This window comes from Luteibacter sp. P1_D3 (assembly GCF_056406135.1).
Window position 1 is genome coordinate 60,735 of sequence record NZ_JBFUAT010000010.1, and the last position, 24,891, is coordinate 85,625.

The following is a 24,891-nucleotide window of genomic DNA, read 5'->3' on the forward strand; positions in this document are numbered from 1 at the left end:
TTGACCCATGGCTATGAGTAGCGGGGGCAACAGCGGCGGCCCGATGTCGGAAATCAACGTCACGCCGCTCGTCGACGTGATGCTGGTTCTGCTGATCATCTTCATGATCACGGCTCCCCTGATGTCCCATAAGGTCCAGATCGATCTGCCGAAGGCTAATCCGAACGTTAAGGATGACACCCCGGTTGAGCCGATGGATCTCGCGGTCAAGCCGGACGGTACGTACTTCCTCAATGACGGCGAAGTCAGCGAGGCTGAGTTGAAGGCCCAGTTCGCGGTTGCGGCGGCAAAGTCGCCGCAGCCCGAGCTCCAGATCCGTGCGGATCGCACCACTGAGTACAAAGTGGTCAAGAAGATCCTCGGCGATGCAAAAGACGCCGGCATGGTCCACGTCGGCTTTATGTCGACCGGCAAGGAGTAACGAACATGGCATTCTCCTCAGGCAACTCTGGTGGCCCGATGGCCGACATCAACGTGACGCCGCTCGTCGACGTCATGCTGGTGCTCCTCATCATCTTCATGATTACGGCTCCGATGCTGTCGCATAAGATCAAGATCGATCTTCCGCAGCCGAATCCGAACGTCGTCAACCCAGAGAATCCGCCGGATCCCGTCCGTTTGCAGATTCGCCAGGATGGCTCGCTCTATTGGAACGATACGCCGGTTGACGAACTGGGCCTCAAGGCTCAGATCGCGGTGATCGCCCAGCAGTCGAACCAGCCGGAACTGCAGATCGACGCGGATGACGCGGCTCAGTACGAGGTCGTGGCACGCGTGCTTTCCGACGCCAAGGGCCAGGGCCTGACCAAGATCGGCTTCGTTAACTCGAACTGATCGCGGTCGTCCGGTAAGAACTGAAAAACCCCGCTCCGGCGGGGTTTTTTTTATGCGTCTGCTTTCCGTTTCTGCAGGAGCCGATTCATCGGCGATCCCGCGGCAGCGGGCCAGGGTGAGGCAAGCACCCAATCGCCGATGAATCGGCTCCTACAACAGCGCGCTCTAGGACAAGATGCTGAGGTAGTTTTTCACGGTCTTCGACAGGCCTTCGTACAGCGCTTCGCCAATCAGCGCATGCCCGATCGACACCTCGGCCAGGCCGGGAATCGCCGACTTGAAGGTGCCCAGGTTGGCTTGGCTCAAGTCATGACCGGCATTGACTGCCAGACCCGCCCGCTGCGCGCGCTGCGCTGTGTCGGCGAACGACGCAAGCTCCTTGCGCGCATCGCCCGCGGCGAAGGCTTCGGCATACGGGCCGGTGTAAAGCTCGATGCGCTGGACACCGATGGCGGCGGCCTCGGCAAAGCCCTCGCCGTCGGCGTCGACGAAGACGCTGACACGGCAGCCGAGCTCGCGAAACGCCGCTACCACCGGCTTGAGGGTCTCGATGTCCCTGGTCAGGTCGAAACCGTGATCCGAGGTGATCTGCCCGTCGCCGTCCGGGACGAGCGTGACCTGCGTCGGTCGCACTTCGCGCGCCAGTTCGATCAGCCCGGGATAGGCGCCGCGCGGACCGGCGAATGGATTGCCCTCGATGTTGTATTCGACGCGTCCGCGCAGCAAACCTGCCAGAGTACGAACGTCGGCCGGCGTCACGTGACGCATGTCGGGGCGCGGATGCACGGTGAGCCCACCGCAACCGGCGTCGATACAGGTGTTGGCAGCCGTCGCGATGTCCGGCTCGTAGCCGCCGCGCGAGTTGCGCAGGACGGCTATCTTGTTCAGGTTTACGCTGAGTAGGGTCATCGTTTATCCATAAAAAAACGCACGTCGCCAACGCGACGTGCGTAATGACTGTCGTCCCAGCATAACGCGCCCACTCCCTCTGACGCACGGCTCACACACACACGCGCACTCACAGAACGTCAGACCCACCTCGATGAGAAAAGGTTCAAAGCGCATATGTGAAGACGCGGATCCTGCGTTCACTTCCGCGCCATGCCACGGCGGCGAGGCAATCGTCGCCCATGTCGAGCGCTTCGATCTGCCACGCGGATGCCGGTCCGATCTCACCATCGAAAGCGACCGGCACCACGACCGCGTCGTCCATCGTAAAAGCCACGCGATGTAGCCCGTATGACAGGCCGCCGCCGTTAGCCTTCAGTACGGCTTCCTTGGCGGTCCACAAACGGAGAAAGGCGCGCAGACGGAGCGCCTCCGGCAACGATGTCAGCACGGCCGTTTCGTCGGGTGCGAAGAAGCGCGTGGCCAACTCCAACGCCCGTGGCCTGGGCCGTACGCGCTCGATATCCACACCGATCTCGAAGCCTTCCCGACCGCGTCCCACCGCGAACAGCGCCCTCTCCCCGCTGTGTGACCAATTGAACCCGAGGCTGCCGAAGGCCCCTGCAAAGTGCGGCTTCCCGTGCTCGCCCCGCATCACCGCGGGCGCGTTGGGACCGGCATACGCCGCCAGCAGGGATGTAAAGGGCAGTTCGCCACGGTTGGCGTTCCACGTGGTTTGCCAGACATGGATTTCGTCGTCGGCGAGCGGTGGCACATCGGCAAGGATCGAAGTCATTTGCGCATTCTATTCGCGCCAGGCCCTAGAATCAGGGTTGTGCAGAACGGGGAGCACTCATCGTGATCGCAGGCTGGCTTCTGCTGCTGGTAGCGCTGGCCTATGTCGGCATGCTGTTCGCTATTGCCTATGTAGGCGACCGTCGGCCGCTCTATCCTCGGCAACCGAGGTTGCGGCCGCTCGTCTATAGCCTCGCCCTGGCCGTCTATTGCTCCTCATGGACGTTCTACGGTGCCGTCGGCACGGCGGCGCGATCGGGCCTGGCCTACCTGCCGATCTATCTCGGTCCGTTGCTGCTGTTCGTCTTCGGCTTCGGTTTGCTCGAGCGCCTGGTGCTGGTCGCCCGCCAGCGCAACATCACGTCCATCGCCGATTTCATCGCGGCACGCTTCGGCAAGTCTCACGGCCTCGCGGCCCTCGTCGCGATCATCGCCGTGGTCGCGATCATTCCGTATATCGCGTTGCAGTTCAAAGCGGTGGCCATGTCCTTCGCCGTGCTCGGTGCCGGCAACTCCGCCTGGTGGTTCGGCGACACCGCACTCTGGTGCGCCGCCCTGCTCGCTGTGTTCGCGATCCTGTTCGGCACGCGCAACATCGATGCGACCGAACACCATCACGGCCTGATGCTCGCCGTGGCAGTGGAGTCACTGGTCAAGCTGCTCGCGTTCGTCGCCATCGGTGTCTATGCCTATCTGCATGGGCCGGGCATCGCGCAGACCCTGCACGCGCCCGTGCTGCAGATCGAAAAAGGGAGCATGCCGCCCGGCTTCGTCGCACAGACCCTGCTCGCGTTCTGCGCAATGTTCTGTCTCCCGCGGCAGTTCCAGATCGGTGTGGTCGAGTGCGAGGATCCACGCGACCTGCGCAAGGCGCGCTGGTTGTTTCCGCTCTACATGGTGCTGATCTCGGCAGCTGTCCTGCCCATCGTCAGCGCGGGCCTCGGCCTCCCCCAGGTCACCAACGGCCACGTCGACGCATGGGTGCTGAACCTGCCTATCGCCCTGGGCGACAGCGGCATCGCCCTCCTCGCCTTCGTCGGTGGTTTCTCCGCAGCCACCGGCATGGTGATCGTTGCTGCGGTAGCGCTGGCGACGATGATCAGCAACGATCTGGTGATGCCGGCGTTGCTGCGTATTCGCCGCTTCGATCTCGAGCGACGCGGGGATCTTTCGGGCATCGTGCTTCTCGTCCGTCGCGTTTCCATCGTCGTCCTCGCCGCCCTCGCCTACGTCTACTACCGCATCATCGCCAACGCCGAGAACCTGGCCGCGACCGGCCTCCTCTCTTTCGCCGCCGTGGCTCAGTTCGCGCCGGCGATCGTGTCGGCGCTGTACTGGCGTGGTGCGAGTCGCGTCGGCGTCTATGTCGGACTGCTGGCGGGCTTCGTCGTCTGGGCATACACCCTCCTGTTCCCCGCGATGACGCGCGCCGGATGGATGCGCAGCGGCTGGGTCGACAACGGGCCGTTCGGCATGAGCTGGCTCAAGCCGAACGAACTCTTTCACCTCAGTGGTTGGGAACCTGTCACCCACGGCACGTTCTGGTCGTTGCTGTTCAACGTGTCGTGCCTGGTCTTCATCTCTCTACGTTTCAGGCCGAGCGTCGCCGAACGCCTGCATGCCGCGTTGTTCGTGGACCCTTACGTGCGCAGCGTTACCGGTGCGGGCGACTGGAAAGGCCGCGTCACCGTGCGTGACCTGGGCACGATCGCCGGCCGCATCGTCGGTGAGCGTGTCACGGCCCGCGCATTCAACGAGTACGGAGAACGGCATGGCGTGACGCTGACGCCGACCGACTCCGCGGATCGGCCGCTGATCCAGTTTACCGAACGACTGTTGGCCAGCGCGGTCGGTGCGGCGAGTGCCCGGCGCATACTCATGGGCGCCCTGTCCGGAACCGGCCTGGATATCGCCGAGGCGATGGCCTTGATGGATGAAGCGTCGCAGGAGCTTCGCTTCAATCGCGAATTGCTGTCGACCACGTTGGAAAATGTGTCGCAGGGCATCAGCGTGGTCGATGGCGAGATGCGGCTCGTTGCGTGGAACCGACGCTATGTGGAGTTGTTCGATTATCCGGAAGGCATGGTTTATGTCGGTCTTCCCGTCGCGGATCTGATCCGCTGGAATGCCGAACACGGTGAATGTGGTCCGGGCGAAGTGGACGAACACGTCGGCAAGCGCATCCGCTACATGCGCGCGGGTTCACCGCATGTCTTCCAGCGCATTCGACCCGACGGCACGGTGATTGAAATGCGCGGACGTGCGCTGCCGGGCGGCGGCTTCGTCACGACGTTCACCGACGTCACGGCATACAAGTCGGTCGAGCAGGCGCTCATCGATGCGAACGAAACGCTCGAGCAACGCGTGGAAGTGCGTACCGCCGAACTCTCCGAAGCACTGACCGCGACGGCGATCGCCCGCCGAGAGGCCGAAGCCGCGAACGCGTCGAAGACACGATTCCTCGCCGCCGCCAGTCACGATCTTCTGCAACCGCTCAATGCGGCGCGTCTGTTTACTTCCGCCCTGCGTCAGCATCCTGGTCTCGACAGTGACGCGGCGCAGCTCGCCGAACGCATCGATGCCTCGTTTCGTGCCGCGGAAGATCTACTCGATGCGCTGCTCGACGTGTCGCGGCTGGACGCGGGAAGTTACCGCCCGGAAGTCGCGCCGTTCGCGCTCGCCGACCTGTTCGATTCGCTGCGACAGCAGTTCGCCGTGGTCGCCGAGCAACGCGGACTAAGCCTGCATGTCGTGCCGACGACACTGTCGGTGCGCTCCGATGCGCAGTTGCTTCGCCGCATCGTCGCCAACTTCCTGTCGAACGCGCTGCGTTATACGCGCGTCGGTGGCGTACTGCTCGGGGCGCGCCGGCACGGTGACGAGATCCGCATCGAGGTGTGGGATACCGGGCCCGGAATCGCGAACGAACAACAGGTGCGAGTCTTCGGCGAGTTCCAGCGACTGGAACGTCCGTCACCCTGGGGAGAGAAAGGACTCGGACTCGGCCTCTCCATCTGCGACCGCCTTGCAGGGATTCTTCACCATCGCCTGGCACTGCAGTCGCGCGTCGGACGCGGGAGCTGCTTCAGCATCGCCGTACCGCGCACAGCGCCGGTGTCGCGCAAGCGCGCGCCGGCGATGGCGCGTCCCGGTGGCGGCGAACAATTGCCATTGACCGTTCTTTGCATCGACAACGACGAAACCATTCTCGAGGGCATGAAGGCCTTGTTGGGCCGCTGGGGCGTGGACTGCCGCGTGGCTATCGATGTCGACGATGCATTGCATACCTTATCGACCACGCACGTCGACCTGATCCTCGCCGACTACCACCTGAGCGATGACATGGATGGTCTCGCCGCGTTGCGCGTCCTTGGTGACAAACTCGGAGCGCTACCGCCTGCGGCGATGGTCACGGCGGACGGAAGCACCGAACTGAAGCAGCGTGCCCGTGCGCTGGGTTATCCCTTGCTACACAAGCCAGTGCGCCCGGCCGCGCTTCGCGCCCTCCTCGTCGCGCTGGTGAAACGAGCCGGGACAAATGTGGCGTAGCAGCGTCTCAGCTTTCGGGGGAGTTGCCGGGGAAGGCTTCCCTGTCGACGTCGAGATGACTGGCGGCGAGCGCTACCTGCGTGCGGTTCGACACGCCGAGCTTGCGCATGATCGCGGTCATGTGCGCTTTGACCGTGGCCTCGGATACCGTGAGCTCATAGGCGATCTGCTTGTTGAGCAGACCTTCGGCGATCATGTTGAGCACACGGAACTGTTGCGGCGTGAGTGAGGCGACGCGCGCGGCAACGTCCGCCTCGTCGGGCTTCAATTCCACGCTGCCGCCGACTAGCTTATGTGGAAGCCACACGTCGCCATCGAGCACGGTGCGCACGGCCTCGACGATATCGTCCACCGCCGCCGATTTCGGGATATAGGCGGAGGCGCCATGCGCGAGTGCGCGTCTGGCTACCTGCGCTTCCTCATGGCCTGAGACCACGATGGTGGGCAAGCCGGGATACTGGCCGCGGATGTGGGCGAGCGCGGAATAGCCGCGCGCGCCCGGCATATGCAGGTCCATCAACAACAGGTCGGCGTCGGGCAGCGATTCGATCAGGGCAAACAAGGCTGGCACGCTGTCCGCCGTGTGTACGGTGGCATCGGGCAAGGCTGCCAGTACCGCACGCTGCAAGGCGTCACGGAACAGCGGATGGTCGTCGGCGATCAGGACATCGGACATGGAGTGCTACTTGATCAGTCGTTCTTCCACCAGGCTCTTCACCACCGAAGGATCGGCAAGTGTCGAGATGTCGCCGAGCTGGTCGGGCTGGTTCTCGGCGATCTTGCGCAGGATGCGGCGCATGATCTTGCCCGAACGTGTCTTCGGCAGACCGGGCGCCCACTGTAGGAAATCCGGCGCGGCGATCGGACCGATTTCCTTGCGCACGCCGGCGATGAGTTCCTTGCGCAGTTCCTCGCTGCCGGTCTCGCCGGCGACCAGGGTGACATACGCGTAAATGCCCTGGCCTTTGATGTCGTGATGGCAGCCGACCACGGCGGCTTCGGCCACCTTGTGATTGGCGACGAGCGCGCTTTCCACTTCGGCCGTACCGATGCGATGACCCGAGACGTTGATCACGTCGTCCACGCGGCCGGTGATCCAGTAATAGCCGTCTTCGTCACGGCGCGCGCCGTCACCGGTGAAGTAGTTACCCGGATAGGTCTTGAAGTAGGTATCGACGAAGCGCTGGTGATCGCCATACACCGTGCGCATCTGGCCCGGCCAGGAATCGGTGATGACCAGGTTGCCACTGCACGCGCCTTGCTGTGGCTTGCCATCGGTATCCACGATGGCGGGCGTGATGCCGAAGAACGGCAGTGTCGCCGAGCCCGGCTTCAGGTCGGTTGCGCCGGGCAGCGGCGTGATGAGGATGCCGCCGGTTTCGGTCTGCCACCAGGTGTCGACGATCGGGCAGCGTTCCTCGCCCACCACGCGGTAATACCAGTTCCAGGCTTCCGGATTGATCGGCTCGCCGACCGTGCCGAGCAGACGCAAGGACTTACGCGAGGTCTTCTTCACCGGCGCCTCGCCCTCGCGCATGAGCGCGCGGATGGCGGTGGGTGCGGTATAGAACAGGGTGACCTGGTGTTTATCGACGACCTGCCAGAAGCGGCTGAAATCCGGGTAGTTGGGCACGCCGTCGAACATCACCACGGTGGCACCGTTGGCGAGCGGCCCGTAAACCACGTAGCTGTGGCCGGTGATCCAGCCCACGTCGGCGGTGCACCAGTAAACATCGTCCTCGCGCACGTCGAAGATCAGCTCATGGGTCATGCTCGCATAGACGAGGTAGCCGCCACTGGTGTGTAGCACGCCCTTCGGAAGGCCCGTGGAGCCCGAGGTGTACAGCGTGAACAGCGGGTCCTCCGCATTCATCGCCTCCGGCAGGCAGTCCGTGGACTGCCCTTCCATCAAGGTGTGGTACCAGCGATCGCGCGGCGACTGCAGGTTGATCGCGCCGCCTGTCCGGCGAACCACGATCACCGTCTCCACGCTGTTGGTGTGCGGACGAGTGAGCGACTCGTCCACGTTGGCCTTGAGTGGGATCTTCTTGCCGCCGCGGCAGCCCTCGTCGGCGGTAATCACCAGCTTGGCGCCGGAATCCGCGATGCGGCCGGCGAGCGAGTCCGGCGAAAAGCCGCCGAAGACGACCGAGTGGATGGCGCCGATGCGTGCGCAGGCCAGCATGGCCACCGCGGCTTCCGGGATCATCGGCAGGTAGACGATGACGCGGTCGCCCTTGGTCACGCCGAGGTTCTTCAGGGTGTTGGCGAATTTGCAGACCTCGCGGTGGAGCTCGCGGTAGGTCAGGCTGCGTGACTCGTTGGGGTCGTCGCCCTCGAAGATGATCGCGGTCTTGTCGCCGCGCTTCTCCAGGTGACGGTCCAGGCAGTTGGCGGCCACGTTGAGCGTGCCGTCCTCATACCACTTGATGTACAGGTCCTTGGGGTCGTACGAGACGTTCTTGATTTTCGTCGGGGGCGTGACCCAGTCGAGCCGGCCGCTCATGTCTTTCCAGAAGCCCTCGGGATCCTCGACGGACCGGGCGTACATGCGCTGGTAGTCGTCCTTGCGGATGTGCGCCCTGGCGGCAAAGGCGGGATCGACCGGGTGGATATCGGACATGCGTTCTTCCTGCAGATTGGCTTGTGGCTATGCCACGAAGTGTAACGTCGCGGCGCAACATAAGATGGCGACCCTGCTACGACTTTGGTCGAGGTTCGACCTTTGGCGAATGGATGCCCGGGCCCGCGTGCCACATGCTCGGCTCGCCAATGGTTGGGGAGACCATGATGAAGACGAACCGTTCCGGTGGCCGCAAGGCCATCGCCCTGAGTGTCGCCTGTGCCTTGATGCTGCCGATGGCCGCATTGCCGGATATGGCCCACGCCCAGTCGAAATCGAAGAAGACGACGAGCCACGAAGCGGAACTCGAAGCCCGCGTGAACTCGCTCGAGCAGCAACTCGCCGAGCTCAAGGCGATGATCCAGGAGCAGAAGGCGGCGACCACGCAGGCCACGTCGACGGCGCAGGCTGCGCAGACCCAGGCCCAGGCGACCGACGACAAGGTCAGCAAGGTCGAGAAGGTCGTGGCGACGGTGCCGGCGAAGCCCGCCTTCAGCACCGGCACCGCGCCGGGCGTCTCGCTGGCCCTGCACGGTTTCATCGACGTCAGCGCCTTCAGCCAGAACAGGGCTTACACGTACGGCAACGGCCAGAACGCTGAATACCCGATTCCGTCGGACGGTGCCGGGCATGCTAATGGCCGGGTCAGCGGCGTCGACGTCCGCAACACGCGCTTCTGGCTCGATTTCGCYGGTGCCAAGTTCAACGAGAACTGGAACGGCAGCGGCCGCATCGAAATGGACTTCTTCGGCGGCTTCAACGGCACGGGCGCCTACGCGGGTTCACAGCCCGAGCAGCGACTGCGCCAGGCGTACTTCGATATCAGCAACCCCAACTCCGGCACCACGATCCGCGTCGGCCAGATGTGGGACCTGATGTTCCCGCTGGACTACATCCCGCAGTCGCTCTCGCATATCGCCTTCCCGCTGGGTTACGGCAGTGGCGTGATCGGTTGGCGCTTCCCGGGCGCGATCTTCATGCAGGATCTCAACCACGGCGCCGAAGGTACCAAGTGGCGGCTGGATATCGCGGCATTGCAGGGTACCTGGAACGGTCGTGCCGGCGGGACCGATACGAACAACTTCCTTACCCAGGGCAATGCGGGCTTCAGGCCGCAGTTTGAGGCACGCCTGACGGCCAAGGGCGGCAACTGGGCCGCGTTCCTCGCCGGTCATTACAGCAAGATCGACCTCAGCGGTGTCGAGGGCAACACCCCGACGCCGATCAAAAAGAACCTCTCCAGCACGGCCGTCGAACTCGGCGGCATGTGGACGCCCGGTCAGTTCATCCTGAAGACGGCGGTGTACTCCGGCAACGCGATCGGCGAGATCTTCGGCAACCTCTCGCAGTTCGGCGACATCAAGGAAAAGGGTGGTTACCTGCAGGCCGGTTACAAGTTCGACGCGCACTGGACCTTGTATGGCTTCGCCTCGATGGCCAAGCCCAACACGAACGACGTGCTTCGCTGGCGTGCCGCCAACACGGTGGGCCTGCTGAAGAACCGCCAGACGGCGGGCAGCCTGCAATACACCACGGGACCGTTCGATTTCAGCGTGGAATTGATCCACTCCAACCTCGACTCGACCACCGTCAACGGCCTGGGCCGCGAAAAGACCTCGGGTAACGAACTCACCCTCAACGGTATGTACCGGTTCTGATTGGAGAGCGACATGGCAACTACCGCTAGCGGCCTTCGTGCCGACGGCAGCATCGGAACCAGTCACAGACGCGTGATCCTGGCGTCGAGCCTGGGCACGGTTTTCGAATGGTATGACTTCTACCTCTATGGCTCGCTCGCCGCGATCATCGGCAAGCAGTTCTTCACCGGCCTGAACGAGACCAGCCAGTTCATCTTCGCGCTCCTCGCTTTCGCCGCCGGTTTCGCCGTGCGCCCGTTCGGTGCCATCGTGTTCGGACGCGTGGGCGACCTGATCGGCCGCAAGTACACGTTCCTGATCACCATCATCATCATGGGTACCTCGACCTTCCTGGTCGGCGTGTTGCCCGGTTATTCGACGATGGGTGTCCTCGCGCCGGTGCTCCTGATCGCCCTCCGTCTGTTACAGGGACTGGCGCTCGGCGGCGAGTACGGCGGCGCGGCAACGTATGTCGCAGAGCACGCACCTCCCGGCAAGCGCGGCCTGTATACGAGCTTCATCCAGATCACGGCGACCTTCGGCTTGTTCCTCTCGCTGCTGGTCATCCTGGGCACGCGCCTGGGCCTGGGTACCGAGAGCTTCGAAGCCTGGGGCTGGCGTATCCCGTTCCTGATCTCCGCCGTCCTCGTGGGCGTGTCGGTGTACATCCGACTGCAACTGCACGAGTCGCCGGTGTTCCAGCAGATGAAGGCCGAGGGCAAGCAGTCCAAGGCGCCGCTGACCGAAGCTTTCGGCCAGTGGAAGAACCTGCGTCTGGTGATCCTCGCCTTGTTGGGCGCCACGGCCGGGCAGGCGGTGGTCTGGTACACGGGGCAGTTCTACTCGCTCTATTTCCTCACCCAGAGCCTGAAGATCGATGGCACGACGGCGAACCTGCTGATCGCCGCGGCACTGCTCATCGGCACGCCGTTCTTCGTGTTCTTCGGCTGGTTGTCCGACAAGGTGGGCCGCAAGCCGGTCGTGCTCGCCGGCTGCCTGTTGGCGGCACTGACGATGTTCCCGATCTTCAAGGGCCTTACGCACTTCGGTAACCCGGCGATCGAAACGGCCGCCGCGACGGCGCCGGTGGTGGTCACGGCCGATCCGAATGCGTGCTCCTTCCAGTTCGACCCGGTCGGCAAGAAGACCTTCACCAGCTCCTGCGATGTCGCCAAGAGCGTGCTGGCGAAGAAGGGCATCCCGTATACCAATGCGGCGGCATCTGCCGGTACGCTGGCCACGGTGAAGATCGGCGACGAAGTGATCGAGTCGTTCGAAGGCGCGGGCCTGGAGAAAGCGGACTTCACCGCCAAGGGCAAGGCGTTCACCGGAAAGATTACGGCACAGGTGAAGACCGCGGGCTATCCGGAGAAGGCCGACCCGAGCCAGTCCAACTACCCCATGCTTATCGTGTTGCTGGCCATCCTCGTGCTCTACGTGACGATGGTGTACGGACCGATCGCCGCGTGGCTGGTGGAAATGTTCCCGACGCGCATCCGCTACACCTCGATGAGCTTGCCGTATCACATCGGCAACGGCTGGTTCGGCGGCTTCGTGCCAACCATCGGCTTCATGCTCGTCGCGTGGAAGGGCGACATCTACTACGGCCTCTGGTATCCGGTCGTCGTGGCCTTGATGACGGTGGTGATCGGCCTGTTCTTCGTGCGCGAAACCAAGGATGTCCCGCTGGAGCATTAATAAAAACAGGTAGGAGCCGATTCATCGGCGAATGGCAAATAACCCGCGCTGCGCAGCAGCGCACTTACCAGGTTGCTTGCCTCAGTCACTATCGGAAGAAGAGCTCGCCGATGAATCGGCTCCTACCAGGGCGGTGTGTCGGCCAAAAGGCGAGGTGTCGACCGAAGGCGGGGTGTCGGTTGCGACGCGAAGTTCGCGATAGGCATCGACGAGTTGATCGAGCGAGAACGCCCGGTTCCGTCCGCTGGGATTGGGTAGCACCCACACCGTGGCGCCTTGCAACGACGTTGCCTGGCGTCCCCACGGTATCTCGCGTGTACCCGTGAGCGCGGCGTAGCCGGCCTTACCGAGAAAGGCGACGAAGCGTGGCACATAGGTCGCGACTTTCGTTTCAAAGCCGGCAGCCGCGTCTATGAAGTCCTGCTTCGATAACTCATCGGCGCCCGCGGTCGGTCGGTCGACCACCGTGGTAAGCCCGCAGCCGAACTCGAGGATCCGTCGAGCTTCCTGCGGCCGGAGTTCCTCGGCGGTAAAGCCGGCCAGGTGGATAACCCGCCAGAACCGGTTCCCGCGCCCTTCGAAGTGATGCCCCGATGCGGCGGCCGCCAACCCGGGATTGATCCCGCAGAACAACACGGATAACTGCCGGGCAACAACATCGGGCAGGCCGGTAATCATCCGCCGATGACGCCGACGGCCTTTTCCGCGAGCTTTCTCAACTCGTCACGAGGAGCACCTGCACGGGCGCGCATGGCGATCGTGTGCATGGTCGCGGAAACGAGCATGGCGAGTGCCTCCACGTCGGCATCCTTCTTCAACTCCCCGGCATCACGCGCCTCACGCAGCCGCGTTTCGAAGTCGGCGTCGAGCTTGCGAAAGCCACGGGTGACGATGTCCTGTATCTCGGGATCCCCGAGCGCCTCGGTAATCGCCGTGCCGACGACGAAGCAGCCGCGCACGTGCTCGTCACCTGAGAAGTAGATGTCCAGCGCTGCGTCGTACACCCGCATGAGCACCTCGGGGAGGGTGCCCGCACCCGACAGCGCGATGCCCATCGTCGCGAACTTGAGCCCCCAGTAATCCTCAAGCGCCCGGATGTAGATCGTGTGCTTGTCGCCGAACGCGGCGCGAAGGCTGGGCCGGTTCATGCCCGTGGCCGCGGAAAGGTCGTCCAGCGAGGTACCGGAGTAGCCGGTTTTCCAGAAAGCATCCGCGGCGCGGCGGAGGGCGACGTCTGGCTCATACGCGCGGGGCCGTCCGCGTGGGCGTTTCTCGTTCGTTTCCATTTTTGTACCACCGTGCATAAAAACCCTTGAAGTTGGGTCTGCCCAAACATATTATACGAACCAGTACAAAATTCAATTCCCCTGGTTTCACCGGTATCTGCATCTTATGAATAGCAACAACCCCGACAACGGCCCTGGCCCGGCGGGCCAGGTGGACCCGACACGCCCCGGCTTGGCCAGCCGGCTGCGCTGGCCCCTGATGGCTGCTCTCCCCCTCCTGATGATCGGGGTGGGCGGCGCCCGGTTCCTCAGTGGACAGGGTGACATCGAGACCGACGACGCCTTCGTCCGCGCGGCGAAGGACTCGATCAACGCCCGGGTCTCCGGCCAAGTGGTCGATGTCGCCGTGCACGACAACCAGCGTGTCCACAAAGGGCAGTTGTTGTTCCGCGTCGACCCTCAGCCGTACCGGATCGCCGTCGAACAGGCTGAAGCCCGTCTGGGTACGGCGCGGTTACAGGTCGAGGCGCTCAAGGCCACGTATCGCCAGCAACTGGCCGAGGTGCAGTCCGCCCGGGACTCCGCCGACTTCGACGGCAAGGAATTCGAGCGCAAGAAGGCTCTGCTCGCCTCCGACTTCGCCTCGCGCGCGTCCTTCGAGCGGGCTGATACCGACGTGAGGGTGGCGCGGCAGCACATCGCCTCGGCCCAGCAGGCGGTGTCCAACACGATCGCCAGCCTCAACGGCGATCCGGATATCGACGTCAACAAGCACCCGACCGTGCTCGAAGCCAGGGCCCAGCTCGACCGGGCGAAGCTCGACCTCTCTTACGCCGACGTTGTTGCGCCGGACGACGGCATCGTTACCCGCGTGGACGACCTGCAGGTGGGCGACTTCGTCAGCGGCGGTACCACCGTCTTTTCGATGATGTCGACTCGGGATGTCTGGATCGAAGCCAACTTCCGCGAGACCGGACTGACGCACATGCGCACCGGTCAGACCGCCACCATCGAGGTCGACGCGTATCCGGGCCAGCGTTTCAAGGCGCACGTGGCGAGCATGAGCCCGGGCACGGGTTCCGAGTTCGCCGTGCTGCCACCGGAAAACGCCACTGGCAACTGGGTCAAGGTGGTGCAGCGCCTGCCGGTGCGCCTGGAACTCGACGCGGTCGATCCGAAGTGGCCGCTCTACTCCGGTATCAGCGTGACCGCGCAGGTGGACACGCGCAGCCAAGTGAACACGACATCGGCAGGCGTCTCGCCGTGAACACCGTTGTCGCACCCCACAGCACGCCAGGCGCGCATCGCGTCCTCATCGGTGCGGGGCTGGTCGCCACCTATATGTCGGCGGTGAACATCTCCATCCCGAATGCGGCGCTGCTGCACATCCAGGGTGGGCTATCCATGTCGGATGACGAGGTGGGCTGGATTTTCTCGTCCTACATCGCGGCAAGCGCGATCGTCATGCCGACGACGCACTGGCTGGCCGGTCGGTTCGGCAGGAAAGTGATGTTCCAGACCTCGATGGCGCTGTTCGCGCTCGCCCTCGTGGTGGTAACTCTTGCCACGACGCCGCTGCAGTTCGTCGCTGCACGCCTCTTCCAGGGTGCGGCTAGCGCCATGCTGGCGCCCTTGTCGATGGCGATCCTGCTCGACGAGCTGCCGCCGCTGCGTCATGGCCGCATCGGCATCGTCTGGGCGGTGACCGCCTTGCTCGGCATCCTCAGTGGCCCGGCGATCGGTGGCTACCTGAGCGAGTTCCATGGCTGGCACACGATCTTCTATGTGAGCCTCCCCGCGGCCGTGATGGTCTTCGTCGCGATGGGTTTGTTCCTTCGCGAGAAGAAAGCCGCGAGCAGCGCGCGTTTCGACGTCTTCGGTTTCATCACTTTCAGTGTAGGGGTCGCGGCGCTGCAGATGTTCCTGGACCGCGGCGAGCGTCTGGAGTGGTTCTGTTCGCCCGAAATCTGGGCAGAGGCGATCGCGTCGGTCGTCGGCTTCTATCTCTACGTCGTGCATGTCATGACCCGGGAGGAGCACTTCCTCAACCGCGCCATGTTCAAGGACCGTAACTTCACCGTCTCCGCCGCCATGTACTTCGTGTTCGGCTTCGTGCTGCTGCCGACCCTCGCGCTGACCTCGCCGATGCTCGAAGAGCTGATGGGCTATCCCGCCGATACGGCCGGCTATCTGGCGATTCCTCGCGGAGCCGCGTTGATCGGCGCCCTGATACTCACCTGGCGCCTGCCGAAGGCGATCGACAACCGCTGGGTCATCGTCGCCGGCATGGCGCTGGTGGTGTACGGCAACTGGCGCATGCTCGGCTACTCGCCCTTGATGGATCGCTGGCCCGTGATCGTCGCCGGTGCGTTGCAGGGTGGCGGCCTCGGCATCCTCATGCCGGCACTCACCCGCGCCGCCTTCAGCACGCTCAGCCCCGCATTGCGTTCGCAAGGCACCGCGTTCTTCAACCTCGCGCGCCTCTACGGCAGCACGATCGGCATCGCCATCGTGCAGGTCTACTTCTACAACAACACGCAGGCCGTGCACCTCGCGCTGGCGAAACACGTGCGGCCCTACGGTCCCGTCGCCCACGCGACCGGCGCGCTCGCTGGCGCGCACCTCGCACAGATCAACGAGCTCGTCACCGGTCAGGCAGCGATGGTCGCCGTGATCGGCCAGTTCAAGCTGCTGATGATCGCGATGCTCATCGTGAGCCCCCTCGTTCTCTTCCTTCGTCCACCGCGCCCGGTCAACTGACTTCCGGAGTCGACCATGAAACTCGTCAAAACGGCACTTGCCACCACTACGTTCGCGCTGCTCGCCGGCTGCATGGTCGGGCCCGATTTCGAAAAGCCCGCGCCGCCCGCGTCGACGCATTACGACGTCAAGGTGGAGCAGGCACTTGCCGGCAACACGGCGCAGCGCATCGATTTCGACAAGAAGATCGACGGCGACTGGTGGTCATCGCTGGGTTCACCGAAACTGGATCAGGTCATGCGCAAGGTGATCGAAGGCAACCTCGGCCTGGAGGCGGCCGATGCGACGATCGCGCAGGCCAACGAGGCCGTGACCTCGGTCCGCGGCGCGTTGAGCCCACAGATCGATCTCGCGGCGCAAGGCGGACGCCAGCGTGGTGCTGGCGCCACTGGCTTCGCTACCTCCAACTTCTACGCTGTCGGCCCACGGGTGAGCTTCGACCTCGATCTGTTCGGTGGCACCCGGCGCCGCATCGAAGAACAGGTCGCACTCGCCGATTCGCAGCGGCATCGCTTCGACGCGGCCTACCTGACGGTGACGGGCGATGTCGCTACCCAGGCCCTGACGCTGGCCTCGGCGCGTGCACAGATCGCCGCGGTCGAAAGCCTGYTCGCCAACGATCGGAAGAACCTCGACCTGGTGCAGACCGCGCATCGGTACGGCAGCGCCACGCAGGTCGACGTGGCCACCGCCACGACGCAACTCGCCCAGGACGAGACCCTGCTTCCGCCGCTGGCGCAGCAGCGTGATACCGCTGCCCATGCGCTGTCCGTCCTGTCCGGCAAGGGGCCGGCCGACTGGGTGCCGCCGGACTTCGACCTCGCCGACTTCGCGCTTCCCGCCCAGTTGCCCGTCACGCTGCCCTCGGATCTCGCACACGATCGCCCCGACATTCTCGAGGCGGAATCGCAGCTCCACGCCGCGAGCGCGGCGATCGGCGTCGCCACCTCCGACCTGTACCCGCATCTGAATCTCTCCGGATCGCTCACGCGGGTCGGCCCCGCACCTGGCCTGGGCACGTTGTGGGGTCTCGCGGCCGGTCTGACCGCGCCGATCTTCAACGGCGGCACGCTCAAGGCGAACCAGCGCGGTGCGGTGGATGGTTACAAAGCCGCGCTCGCGACCTACCAGCAGACCGTCGTGTCCTCGCTCGGTCAGGTGGCCGATGTGCTGCAGGCGATCAACCACGATAGCGAGGAAGTCGCTGCGCAAGATCGTGCGCTCACCTCCGCCGCACTCAGCCTCGCCTTGAATCGTGAAGGCTACAAGGCAGGCGAGACCGGCGTCTTGCAGGTGATCGACGCCGAACGTTCTTACCAGCGCGCGCTGATCGGCCAGATCCAGGCGAAGACCGCGCAATTCCAGGACACCGTGCAGCTATCCGTCGCACTTGGCGGTCATTCCGACGAAGCATTCCAGCGCAGAGCGGCGTACCGTGACGAGCGATCGATGGCAGGTGGCCCCACTAACGGAGGAAAACCATGAGTGCCCTTGATACGTTTCGCCATACACGCCTTCCCCTCGCCCACGGCACAGGGGCTATCCCCGCCGTCGGCTTCGGCACGCTCATTCCCGACCGCGAGAAGGGACGCGCCGCCATCAAGACGGCACTGGACGTGGGCTTCCTCCACCTCGATGCCGCCGAGGCCTATCGCAACGAAGATGTCGTCGGCGATGTGATCAAGGAGGCGATCGACAACGGCGTCGTTCGCCGCAAAGACCTTTTCGTGACGACGAAGCTGTGGAACAACAATCATCGACCGGAACGCGTCAAGCCCGCTCTCCAGGCGAGCCTGCGTCGATTGCAGGTCGACTACGCCGACGCGTACCTCATCCACACGCCCTTCGCCTTCGCACCCGGCGACGACCAGTATCCGAAGGATGCCGATGGCGGTCCGCTCTACGACAAGGGCATCACGCTGCTGGATACCTGGCGCGCGATGGAAAGCCTCGTCGACGATGGCTTGGCGAAGGTCATCGGTCTCTCCGACGTCRAGCTCGAGACGGTGAAGGAGATCGTCGCCAACGCGCGCATCAAACCGTCCATCGTGCAGGTCGAGTCGCATCCGTATCTTCCCGAGTGGGAGTTGCTCGAATTCTGCAAGGCGAACGGTATCGTGTTGCTCGCCTTCGCGCCGCTCGGCCATGGCATGGAGCCGCGCGTGCCCGACGACCCGGTGTTGAAGACGATTGCCGCGCGCATCGGGGAAACGCCGGCGCACGTCGCCCTCGCCTGGGCTGTCCAGCGCGGAACGGCGTTTCTCACCACCTCCACCAACCCCGAGCACATCCGCGAGAACTTCGAGATCTCCCCGCTGCCTCCCGAGGCCCTCCAGGAAATCCGCGAAGGCATCACCCTCAACGACCTCCGCCTCAACGACGTCGTCCACACCGGCCTCCCCGGCTTCATCCCCCGCGAAAGCCGTAAATAACAAGCCGCGCGCTTTTGGTAGGAGCCGATTCATCGGCGAAGCTCTCCCTTGACGAAACTCAACCCCAACCCTAGGATGCGATTCATTCGCATTTAGGGCTGGGGTTCCCCGTCCCCAGGATCGTCATGAGGGGCACCTCCCCACCCGTACCCCGTCGTGGCCACGGCGCCACGATCGCCCGCATCGCCCTTGCCATTGTCGGCGGCTATGTCACGGTGTCCCTGTGGACCTTTCTGCTCGGCCGCCTCCTCCCCGGCGACCGGCCGGGTGCCGGCTTTACAGCAACGATGCTCTCCTTCCTTTTCTACGCGGGCTGCTTCGTCTGGGTCTTCGGCGCGAAGCGTCTCGGCCACACAGCGCTCACCATGGCCGTGCTCGCTGCTGCCGCGATACTCGGCATCGCGCTGACATGAGCGTGGGTTTTCGCCAGACACAAGCCGCCTTGCACACGTGGTCCGGCCTCATCGTCGGTTGGGTGTTGTATGCGATGTTCCTCGCCGGCACGGTGAGCTTCTGGCGCGAAGAGATCACGCGATGGACGCATYCCGAGATCGGCAGCCACCAGCCAGCCGACGTGGATGTCGCCAACGCGCAACGTTATCTGCAAGCGCATGCGGCGGGCGCGGCGGAGTGGAACATCGCGCTACCCGATGCGCGCGCCGCAGGCGTATCCGTGGCCTTCCGCGACAAGGCTACGCCGCGCAATGCGACGCGGGCATCGATCGTACTCGACGCCCATGGCGATCCGGTCGACGTACGCGCCACCGAAGGCGGCGATTTTTTCTACCGTCTGCATTTCGACATGCATTACATGCCCATCCTCTGGGGACGCTGGCTCGCCGGGCTCTGCGCGATGGTCATGCTCATCGCCATCGTCAGCGGCGTGATCACGCACAAGAAGATCTTCGCCGACTTCTTTACCTTCCGCCCGCGCAAGGGACAACGTAGCTGGCTGGATGGCCACAATGCACTCGCCGTGCTGGCTCTGCCTTTCCACCTGATGATCACTTACACCGGCCTCGTCACGCTCATGACGTTGTACATGCCGTGGGGTGCCAATGGCTCGAACGGCAGTCGCAATGCGCTGTTCGCGGAGATCATCCCTTCCTACACGACGCCGGCCGCCACGGGAACCGCGATGCCCCTGATCGATCTGCGTGTCGCGCTCGAGACAGCAGGAAAACTCTGGGATGGCGGGCACGTCGCGACGTTGAAGATCACGCACCCGGGCGATGCATCCGCGCGCATCGTCGCCGAGCGCGCTGGGGCGGATCGCGTCAGTTCAAACCAAGTGACCGTACAGATGGACGGGACCACCGGCGCCGTTATCGCCGCATCCCGACCGGAGAGCGCCGGCGTACTGACGCGCGGTGGGATGATCGGCGTGCACGCCGGACGCTTCGCTTCGCTCGAGATGCGATGGCTCTATTTCCTGCTCGGCGTGGCGGGTACCGCCATGGTTGCAACGGGACTCGTCCTGTGGACCGTCAAGCGGCGCGCCCAGCTGCCTGATCCGGCGCGACCGCACTTCGGCTTTCGCCTTGTCGAGCGGCTCAACGTCGCGTTCGTCGCCGGTATGCCGCTGGCGATGTCCGCCTTCCTCTGGGCCAATCGAGTTCTCCCTCATGCGATGGCCGAACGAGCCGCGTGGGAGATCCATACGATGTTCATCGTCTGGGCGCTTGCCTTGTTGCACGTGTGTTTCGTTTCACCGCGCCGTGGCTGGATCATCCAGTTCACGCTGGCCGGCGTGTCTCTTGCCGCACTCGCGCTGGGCGACGTTGTCTTCGTGCGCACGGACTTCGTCTGGATCGACCTCGTCATGGCGGCCCTGGGCACGACGTGCCTGGCCATCGCCTGGGGCGTGGGAAGGCACGTTCCCTCCACACGGAGAACAATCAAGACCATGGCGACGACTCGACGCGAAGACGCAAACGCATGAGTCTGCTGCTCGCTATCGTCGCGTTCGCTTGCCTTGCCGGCGCGATGAATCGTCATCACGTCGAGGTGATCGGCGGGAGGCCATCGCGTTCGCGCGTGTGGCTGCTTCGGCTGGCCGGGGCGGTGGCACTGCTTGGCATGCTTGCCCTGGAAATGACACAGGAAGGTGCAGCATTCGGCGCGTTGCTCGCCTTCGGTTACGCGAGTATCGGCGCGGGTATCGTGCTGCTCGCACTCACGGTCACGAGATCTTTATCGCCGGGTCGCTAGCGTGGGCCGATGATTGGACCGTTTGACCTGCTCCTTCGCCTGCTCGCCGCCGCGGTACTCAGCGGCGTGATCGGCATCAATCGTGGCCGCCTGGAATGGACGGCCGGTCTCCGTACGCACATGCTCGTGGCCGTCGGCGCGGCGCTTGCCATCATCGTCTCGGCGTTCGGCTTCAACGATGTGCTGAACAATCCGCACGTTGTTCTCGATCCCTCGCGTATCGCCGCGCAGGTGGTGACCGGCGTTGGCTTCCTCGGTGCGGGCACCATCCTGTTCGTCGAGCGCGACCAGATTGTCCGCGGGCTCACCACGGCGGCCAGCTTATGGGCAGTGGCCTCCGTGGGACTCGCATCGGGTAGCGGCATGTACGTCGGCGCCGCGATGGCGACCGGCATCATCTGGGTCATCCTCGCCCTGCTAAAGCCGCTCGAACGTCGGCTAACCGGTAAGCCCAAGCGCCGTCCACGCCTTACCGCGCGTCTCACGGGATCGAGTGCCCTGAGTGTCTTCGAGACGGCTCTCGCCGAGCACCATCTTCCCTTTGCGAAGACGATTCTTCGACGCGAGCCCGATGGCGACGACGTCGTCACCGTGTTGTTTACACGGCCTGTCCGCAAGGACCAGCTCGCCACGCTTGCCGACACGTTGCGCGATCTCGACGGGTTCAAGAGCGTCAGCTACGACGCGCCCGATGACAAGGCGCGTCGTCACTGAGGTCGTCGGTCACTCGCCCTTGGCGGCGGCTTCGATCAGCTTCGCGACTTCCGCCGGGTGCGACACCATCACGACGTGCGACGCGCCCTTGACCACGACCGTCTTCTTCGACTTCGCGCGGTCGGCCATCCAGGCCATCGCCTTCGGCGGGATGTTCTTGTCGGCGTCGCCGTAGATGTGCCACGAGGGCACATGCGTCCAGGCCGGCGTGGTCTCCGCTTCGTTCAGCGCGATGTCGGTGATCGGCCGCTGCCCTGCGGCCATCAACGCGGCGTCCTTGGCAGGTACGTCGGCGGCGAACTGCGCCGGGAACTTGTCCTGCTGGATGTAGAGATCGTTACCGCCCGTCGACAGCGGTACGGGCGGCGCGAGTGTCGGCCCAAGCGTGCTACCCGGGAATTTGCCGGACAAGCCTGCCGCGGTTTCGCCGCTCTCGGGTGAGAACGCCGAGACGTAGACGAGTGCCTTGACGTTGTCGTGGCCTTCGGCGGCTTCGCTGATCACCGAACCGCCATAGGAGTGACCAACGAGGACAACCGGCGTCTTGATGCTGCCGACCAGATTGGCCACTTCGGCCGCGTCCGTTTTCACGCTGCGCAACTCGTTGGGCGCGGCCACGACGGTGTAGCCGTCCTTGTGCAGCTGACCGATCACGCCGTTCCAGCTGGACGAATCGGCGAAGGCGCCGTGGACCAGAACGATCGTGGGCTTCTCGGCGGCGAATGCGGCCGGGCTGACTGCGATGGCGGCGAACAGGGCGGTACGGATCAGGGAACGGAACATGGTGGAGCTCCTTGTACATGCTGAGGGGACGACGGCAGCGCACGTTCCGGCTCTTGGGGCCCGGCTTGCTGACGCCTGTCCCAATAAACCGGACGAAGCCGATTTCCATTTCAATAGTGTGCGTTGAAATGTTGCACGATCTATCTAGGCGGCAGCCTATCGCCCTGCACATTTGTAAATCTTGGAAGAAAAGAGCATGAAAACATTAGGAAAGAAGAAAAGCCCTGCCGGAAACACGTAGACCCTACCGAAACCACGCATAGGCCTGCGCAGCCTTGGCCTATATCTGAGATGCGTTCTTGCACTGAAGGGATCTTATGGCTTCGGCGAGACATGTCAGAGGCGTGTCTCTGATCGAAGTCTTGATGGCGGTACTGGTTTTCAGTGTCGGCCTCATTGGTCTGTCCGGCTTGTTGATTACATCGTTGCGCTCGAACCAGGCCGGGTATCAGCGCACCCAGGTCGAGTTCCTGGCGATGAGCATGGCCGATCGCATGCGTGCCAATCCCCTGGCTGTCTGGTCGGGCGGTTACAACGACACGGGATATCCGCTCACCGGCACCCAGGTCTGTACGACGGCCAGCGCGTGCACGCCAGCGAAGCTCGCACTCCGCGACCAGTATTTGTGGAGTAGCCAGCTCAAGACCTTCCTGCCCAATCCCACGGCATCCATTGCCTGCACCAACGGCGTCACGCCGAACGCCGCCCAGCTGCTGGTGCGTCCCCCTTATGCCGGTAACTGCGTCATGCGCATCAACTGGAGCGAGCGAAGGGCAGGTGACAGCGGCCATCAGGACATGGCGACACAAACCTACGTCTGGAACTTCCAGCCATGAGCCCGGGCCGCCGCCGCATGGCAGGTAAGCTGCGGGGATTCTCGCTGGTCGAACTGATGGTAGCCATGGTCCTGGGGCTGCTGGTCGCCGGAGGCATCGTCACCGTCTTCCTCGCGACGTCGAACAGCAGCCTGGTCCAGACCCAGCTCGCGAAACTCCAGGAAGAAGGTCGCTTCGCCATCACGGCGCTGACTACCGACCTGCGCATGAGCAACGCCCAGTACTGCTCGAACATGGGCGGCCAGTCGGCTGGCCTGTCCAACGGCGTACTGTCACTCGATCGCTACCTGCGCGCGCCGCAGGTGCTGGTCTCCGGTGCCGTCTTCCAGTCGGCGCTCAACGACAACACGACCACGTGGGGGACGAACAGCGGCGGCACCACGTATCCGCCGGCACCCGTCGCCGCCTTTACCATGCCGTCGTTCGTTTCGCTTCGTGGATACGACTGCACGCTGACGGCATGCACGCCGGTCGATCCGTCGACCGCGTCCGGTGCAGGCATTCCCGTCCAGGGGACCGCCATCGGCAACCGGGTTCTCGGAAGCGACGTGGTGACGCTTCGCTACCTCAACGGCGCGCGTGGTTGGGTGCTCGACGGCGTCAACAGCACGATGACGCTCAGCGGCAACAACGTCGCCAGCATCACTGTCGTCCCCCAGGCCGGCGAACCGCCCCCGTCCACCGTGACGAAAGGCGACCTGCTGATGCTGGCCGACTGCAATGCGGCGCAGGTCTTCTCGGCCACCGCCTCAGGCTCCACCTTCACCCCGGTGTCGAATTACAGCGCGGTGACCAGGCCATCGGGCGTGAGTCCCAAGCTCTTCGACTTCACTACCGATTTCCAGACCGTGACGTACTTCCTGCAAGTGGTGGACGACAACAACGGGCACCAGACTGGCGCATTGATGCGACGGGTCAACGGCGTCAGTGGCGAGGTGGTGCGGGGTATCGAGCGGCTCGACCTGCTTTATGGCGTCATGGACGCCGCCGGCAATACCAGCTATCGCACCGCGGCCGACATCGACAGCGCAACGACGTGCCCCTCGTCCACCGTCGTTGTCGCCGGCACCGATCCGGGGTGTCTCTGGCGATCGGTACAGAATATCGAAGTGCATATCCTCATGGATGGCCAGGTGCCCCTGTATTCGCTGACAGCGCCTGAAATGCAGTATCAGTACTACGGCGACACCGCCGTCGCCGGGATGTCCGCGCCCGACGACAGCAAGCGCGCGGTCATGCCAAGCCAGCAAGGCATCGACAATCACATGCTGCGGCGCGAGTTCACGGCGGTGGTGTCCCTGCGGAATTACAACCCATGAGCGCGCAACGCGGTGCGGTCCTCATACTGGCGCTGATCTTCCTGCTTCTGCTGACCATCGTCGCGCTCAGCACGACAAGCCGCTCGTTGCTGCAGGAACGCATGGCCGGAGCGATGCGCAATGCGCAGCAGGCGGGGTGGTCGGCTGAGAATGCCTTGCGCGGCGTGGAGTGGAACATCTTCAACGGCAACAGCGTCGCCTGCTACAACTCCAGCAATCCGCCGACGATCAGCGCCAAAGTCACGGCATTCCGCCGTTCTTCGGTCTGGCTCACCGATGGCGCCACCGAATACAAAGGTGCGGGCGTCGCTATCGACTACAGCGCGGCCTCCGCCGACGCCGCACTCTCGACCGCCGTCATGGCCCACAACCCCTGGTACACGGTCGAGTACCTCGGCCAGGATCGGTCGCCCGCCAACGGCGGCAGCCCGGCGACGGAAGCGGGATCGGGGAGTAGTGGAACGACCAAGTTCTACCTTTACCGCATTACCGCACGTGCTACCGGCGGCAGCCCGAACACCATTCGTGTTGCCGAGTCCACGTTCGTGACGCCGAACCAGCTCGTATGCACGCTGACCTGAAGCCG

23 protein-coding genes are annotated in these 24,891 nt (G+C 64.0%); 16 read left to right on the plus strand and 7 right to left on the minus strand.

What is annotated here, in order from left to right; genetic code table 11:
• Nucleotides 1–7: 7 nt before the first annotated feature.
• Nucleotides 8–421, plus strand: a complete 414-nt coding sequence (locus tag AC1DYM_RS08995) for an ExbD/TolR family protein (RefSeq protein ID WP_072323402.1) — start codon at nt 8–10, stop codon at nt 419–421.
• A gap of 5 nt (nt 422–426) precedes the next feature.
• The gene (locus AC1DYM_RS09000; protein WP_046969084.1) at nt 427–834 is read left to right on the plus strand and encodes an ExbD/TolR family protein; all 408 of its coding nucleotides are present in this window, start codon (nt 427–429) and stop codon (nt 832–834) included.
• Nucleotides 835–999: 165 nt separating this feature from the next.
• On the opposite strand, the gene AC1DYM_RS09005 is transcribed toward AC1DYM_RS09000, so the two are convergent.
• Both AC1DYM_RS09005 and AC1DYM_RS09010 read right to left on the minus strand, forming a co-directional pair.
• Nucleotides 1,000–1,743, minus strand: coding sequence for a pyridoxine 5'-phosphate synthase (locus AC1DYM_RS09005; protein ID WP_477337631.1), 744 nt, complete (start codon nt 1,741–1,743; stop codon nt 1,000–1,002).
• A 145-nt stretch (nt 1,744–1,888) separates the two neighbouring features.
• Nucleotides 1,889–2,518, minus strand: coding sequence for a 4'-phosphopantetheinyl transferase family protein (locus tag AC1DYM_RS09010; protein ID WP_477337632.1), 630 nt, complete (start codon nt 2,516–2,518; stop codon nt 1,889–1,891).
• A gap of 62 nt (nt 2,519–2,580) precedes the next feature.
• Here AC1DYM_RS09010 and AC1DYM_RS09015 point away from each other — a divergent pair, with 62 nt between their 5' ends.
• Nucleotides 2,581–6,066 carry a hybrid sensor histidine kinase/response regulator gene (locus AC1DYM_RS09015; protein WP_477337633.1) on the plus strand — a complete coding sequence of 1,162 codons (3,486 nt, stop codon included), beginning with the start codon at nt 2,581–2,583 and terminating at the stop codon, nt 6,064–6,066.
• Between the two features lie 7 nt (nt 6,067–6,073).
• Here AC1DYM_RS09015 and AC1DYM_RS09020 read toward each other — a convergent pair whose 3' ends face one another.
• Nucleotides 6,074–6,742, minus strand: a complete 669-nt coding sequence (locus AC1DYM_RS09020; protein WP_477337634.1) for a response regulator transcription factor — start codon at nt 6,740–6,742, stop codon at nt 6,074–6,076.
• A 6-nt stretch (nt 6,743–6,748) separates the two neighbouring features.
• Nucleotides 6,749–8,689 carry an acetate--CoA ligase gene (gene acs / locus AC1DYM_RS09025; RefSeq protein WP_477337635.1) on the minus strand — a complete coding sequence of 647 codons (1,941 nt, stop codon included), beginning with the start codon at nt 8,687–8,689 and terminating at the stop codon, nt 6,749–6,751.
• Between the two features lie 167 nt (nt 8,690–8,856).
• Between acs and AC1DYM_RS09030 the strand changes: the two genes are divergently transcribed.
• Complete coding sequence (locus AC1DYM_RS09030) at nt 8,857–10,347, plus strand: hypothetical protein (RefSeq protein WP_477337636.1); 1,491 nt, start codon at nt 8,857–8,859, stop codon at nt 10,345–10,347.
• Nucleotides 10,348–10,359: 12 nt separating this feature from the next.
• Nucleotides 10,360–12,024 carry an MFS transporter gene (locus tag AC1DYM_RS09035; protein ID WP_477337637.1) on the plus strand — a complete coding sequence of 555 codons (1,665 nt, stop codon included), beginning with the start codon at nt 10,360–10,362 and terminating at the stop codon, nt 12,022–12,024.
• 81 nt (nt 12,025–12,105) lie between these two features.
• Here AC1DYM_RS09035 and mug read toward each other — a convergent pair whose 3' ends face one another.
• The gene (mug, locus tag AC1DYM_RS09040) at nt 12,106–12,702 is read right to left on the minus strand and encodes a G/U mismatch-specific DNA glycosylase (protein WP_477337638.1); all 597 of its coding nucleotides are present in this window, start codon (nt 12,700–12,702) and stop codon (nt 12,106–12,108) included.
• Nucleotides 12,699–13,310: a TetR/AcrR family transcriptional regulator gene (locus AC1DYM_RS09045; protein ID WP_477337639.1), complete on the minus strand. Its 612-nt coding sequence runs from the start codon at nt 13,308–13,310 to the stop codon at nt 12,699–12,701. The genes mug and AC1DYM_RS09045 overlap by 4 nt, the downstream gene beginning before the upstream one ends.
• Nucleotides 13,311–13,416: 106 nt before the next feature.
• Between AC1DYM_RS09045 and AC1DYM_RS09050 the strand changes: the two genes are divergently transcribed.
• The 8 genes from AC1DYM_RS09050 to AC1DYM_RS09085 all read left to right on the plus strand — a co-directional run bounded on the left by AC1DYM_RS09050 (nt 13,417) and on the right by AC1DYM_RS09085 (nt 21,367).
• Nucleotides 13,417–14,517 (plus strand): HlyD family secretion protein, encoded by a 1,101-nt coding sequence (locus AC1DYM_RS09050; protein ID WP_477337640.1) that lies wholly within the window; start codon nt 13,417–13,419, stop codon nt 14,515–14,517.
• Nucleotides 14,514–16,010, plus strand: coding sequence for a DHA2 family efflux MFS transporter permease subunit (locus tag AC1DYM_RS09055; RefSeq protein WP_477337641.1), 1,497 nt, complete (start codon nt 14,514–14,516; stop codon nt 16,008–16,010). Before AC1DYM_RS09050 ends, AC1DYM_RS09055 begins: the two co-directional genes overlap by 4 nt.
• Before the next feature lie 15 nt (nt 16,011–16,025).
• Nucleotides 16,026–17,495: an efflux transporter outer membrane subunit gene (locus tag AC1DYM_RS09060; protein WP_477337642.1), complete on the plus strand. Its 1,470-nt coding sequence runs from the start codon at nt 16,026–16,028 to the stop codon at nt 17,493–17,495.
• On the plus strand, nt 17,492–18,442 hold the full coding sequence (locus AC1DYM_RS09065) for an aldo/keto reductase (protein ID WP_477337643.1): 951 nt from the start codon (nt 17,492–17,494) through the stop codon (nt 18,440–18,442). Before AC1DYM_RS09060 ends, AC1DYM_RS09065 begins: the two co-directional genes overlap by 4 nt.
• A gap of 125 nt (nt 18,443–18,567) precedes the next feature.
• Nucleotides 18,568–18,855 carry a hypothetical protein gene (locus tag AC1DYM_RS09070; RefSeq protein ID WP_477337644.1) on the plus strand — a complete coding sequence of 96 codons (288 nt, stop codon included), beginning with the start codon at nt 18,568–18,570 and terminating at the stop codon, nt 18,853–18,855.
• The gene (locus AC1DYM_RS09075; RefSeq protein WP_477337645.1) at nt 18,852–20,384 is read left to right on the plus strand and encodes a PepSY-associated TM helix domain-containing protein; all 1,533 of its coding nucleotides are present in this window, start codon (nt 18,852–18,854) and stop codon (nt 20,382–20,384) included. Before AC1DYM_RS09070 ends, AC1DYM_RS09075 begins: the two co-directional genes overlap by 4 nt.
• Nucleotides 20,381–20,653: a DUF3325 domain-containing protein gene (locus AC1DYM_RS09080; protein WP_477337646.1), complete on the plus strand. Its 273-nt coding sequence runs from the start codon at nt 20,381–20,383 to the stop codon at nt 20,651–20,653. The genes AC1DYM_RS09075 and AC1DYM_RS09080 overlap by 4 nt, the downstream gene beginning before the upstream one ends.
• Nucleotides 20,654–20,662: 9 nt before the next feature.
• On the plus strand, nt 20,663–21,367 hold the full coding sequence (locus tag AC1DYM_RS09085) for an MgtC/SapB family protein (protein ID WP_477337647.1): 705 nt from the start codon (nt 20,663–20,665) through the stop codon (nt 21,365–21,367).
• Nucleotides 21,368–21,376: 9 nt separating this feature from the next.
• Here AC1DYM_RS09085 and AC1DYM_RS09090 read toward each other — a convergent pair whose 3' ends face one another.
• The gene (locus AC1DYM_RS09090) at nt 21,377–22,150 is read right to left on the minus strand and encodes an alpha/beta fold hydrolase (protein WP_477337648.1); all 774 of its coding nucleotides are present in this window, start codon (nt 22,148–22,150) and stop codon (nt 21,377–21,379) included.
• Nucleotides 22,151–22,467: 317 nt separating this feature from the next.
• Between AC1DYM_RS09090 and pilV the strand changes: the two genes are divergently transcribed.
• Genes pilV through AC1DYM_RS09105 form a run of 3 tightly spaced genes read left to right on the plus strand, consistent with a single transcriptional unit; the run spans nt 22,468 to nt 24,886 of the window.
• The gene (gene pilV / locus AC1DYM_RS09095; RefSeq protein ID WP_477337649.1) at nt 22,468–22,986 is read left to right on the plus strand and encodes a type IV pilus modification protein PilV; all 519 of its coding nucleotides are present in this window, start codon (nt 22,468–22,470) and stop codon (nt 22,984–22,986) included.
• Complete coding sequence (locus AC1DYM_RS09100; RefSeq protein WP_477337650.1) at nt 22,983–24,305, plus strand: PilW family protein; 1,323 nt, start codon at nt 22,983–22,985, stop codon at nt 24,303–24,305. Before pilV ends, AC1DYM_RS09100 begins: the two co-directional genes overlap by 4 nt.
• Nucleotides 24,302–24,886: a pilus assembly PilX family protein gene (locus AC1DYM_RS09105; protein ID WP_477337651.1), complete on the plus strand. Its 585-nt coding sequence runs from the start codon at nt 24,302–24,304 to the stop codon at nt 24,884–24,886. Before AC1DYM_RS09100 ends, AC1DYM_RS09105 begins: the two co-directional genes overlap by 4 nt.
• The last annotated feature ends 5 nt before the right edge of the window (nt 24,887–24,891 follow it).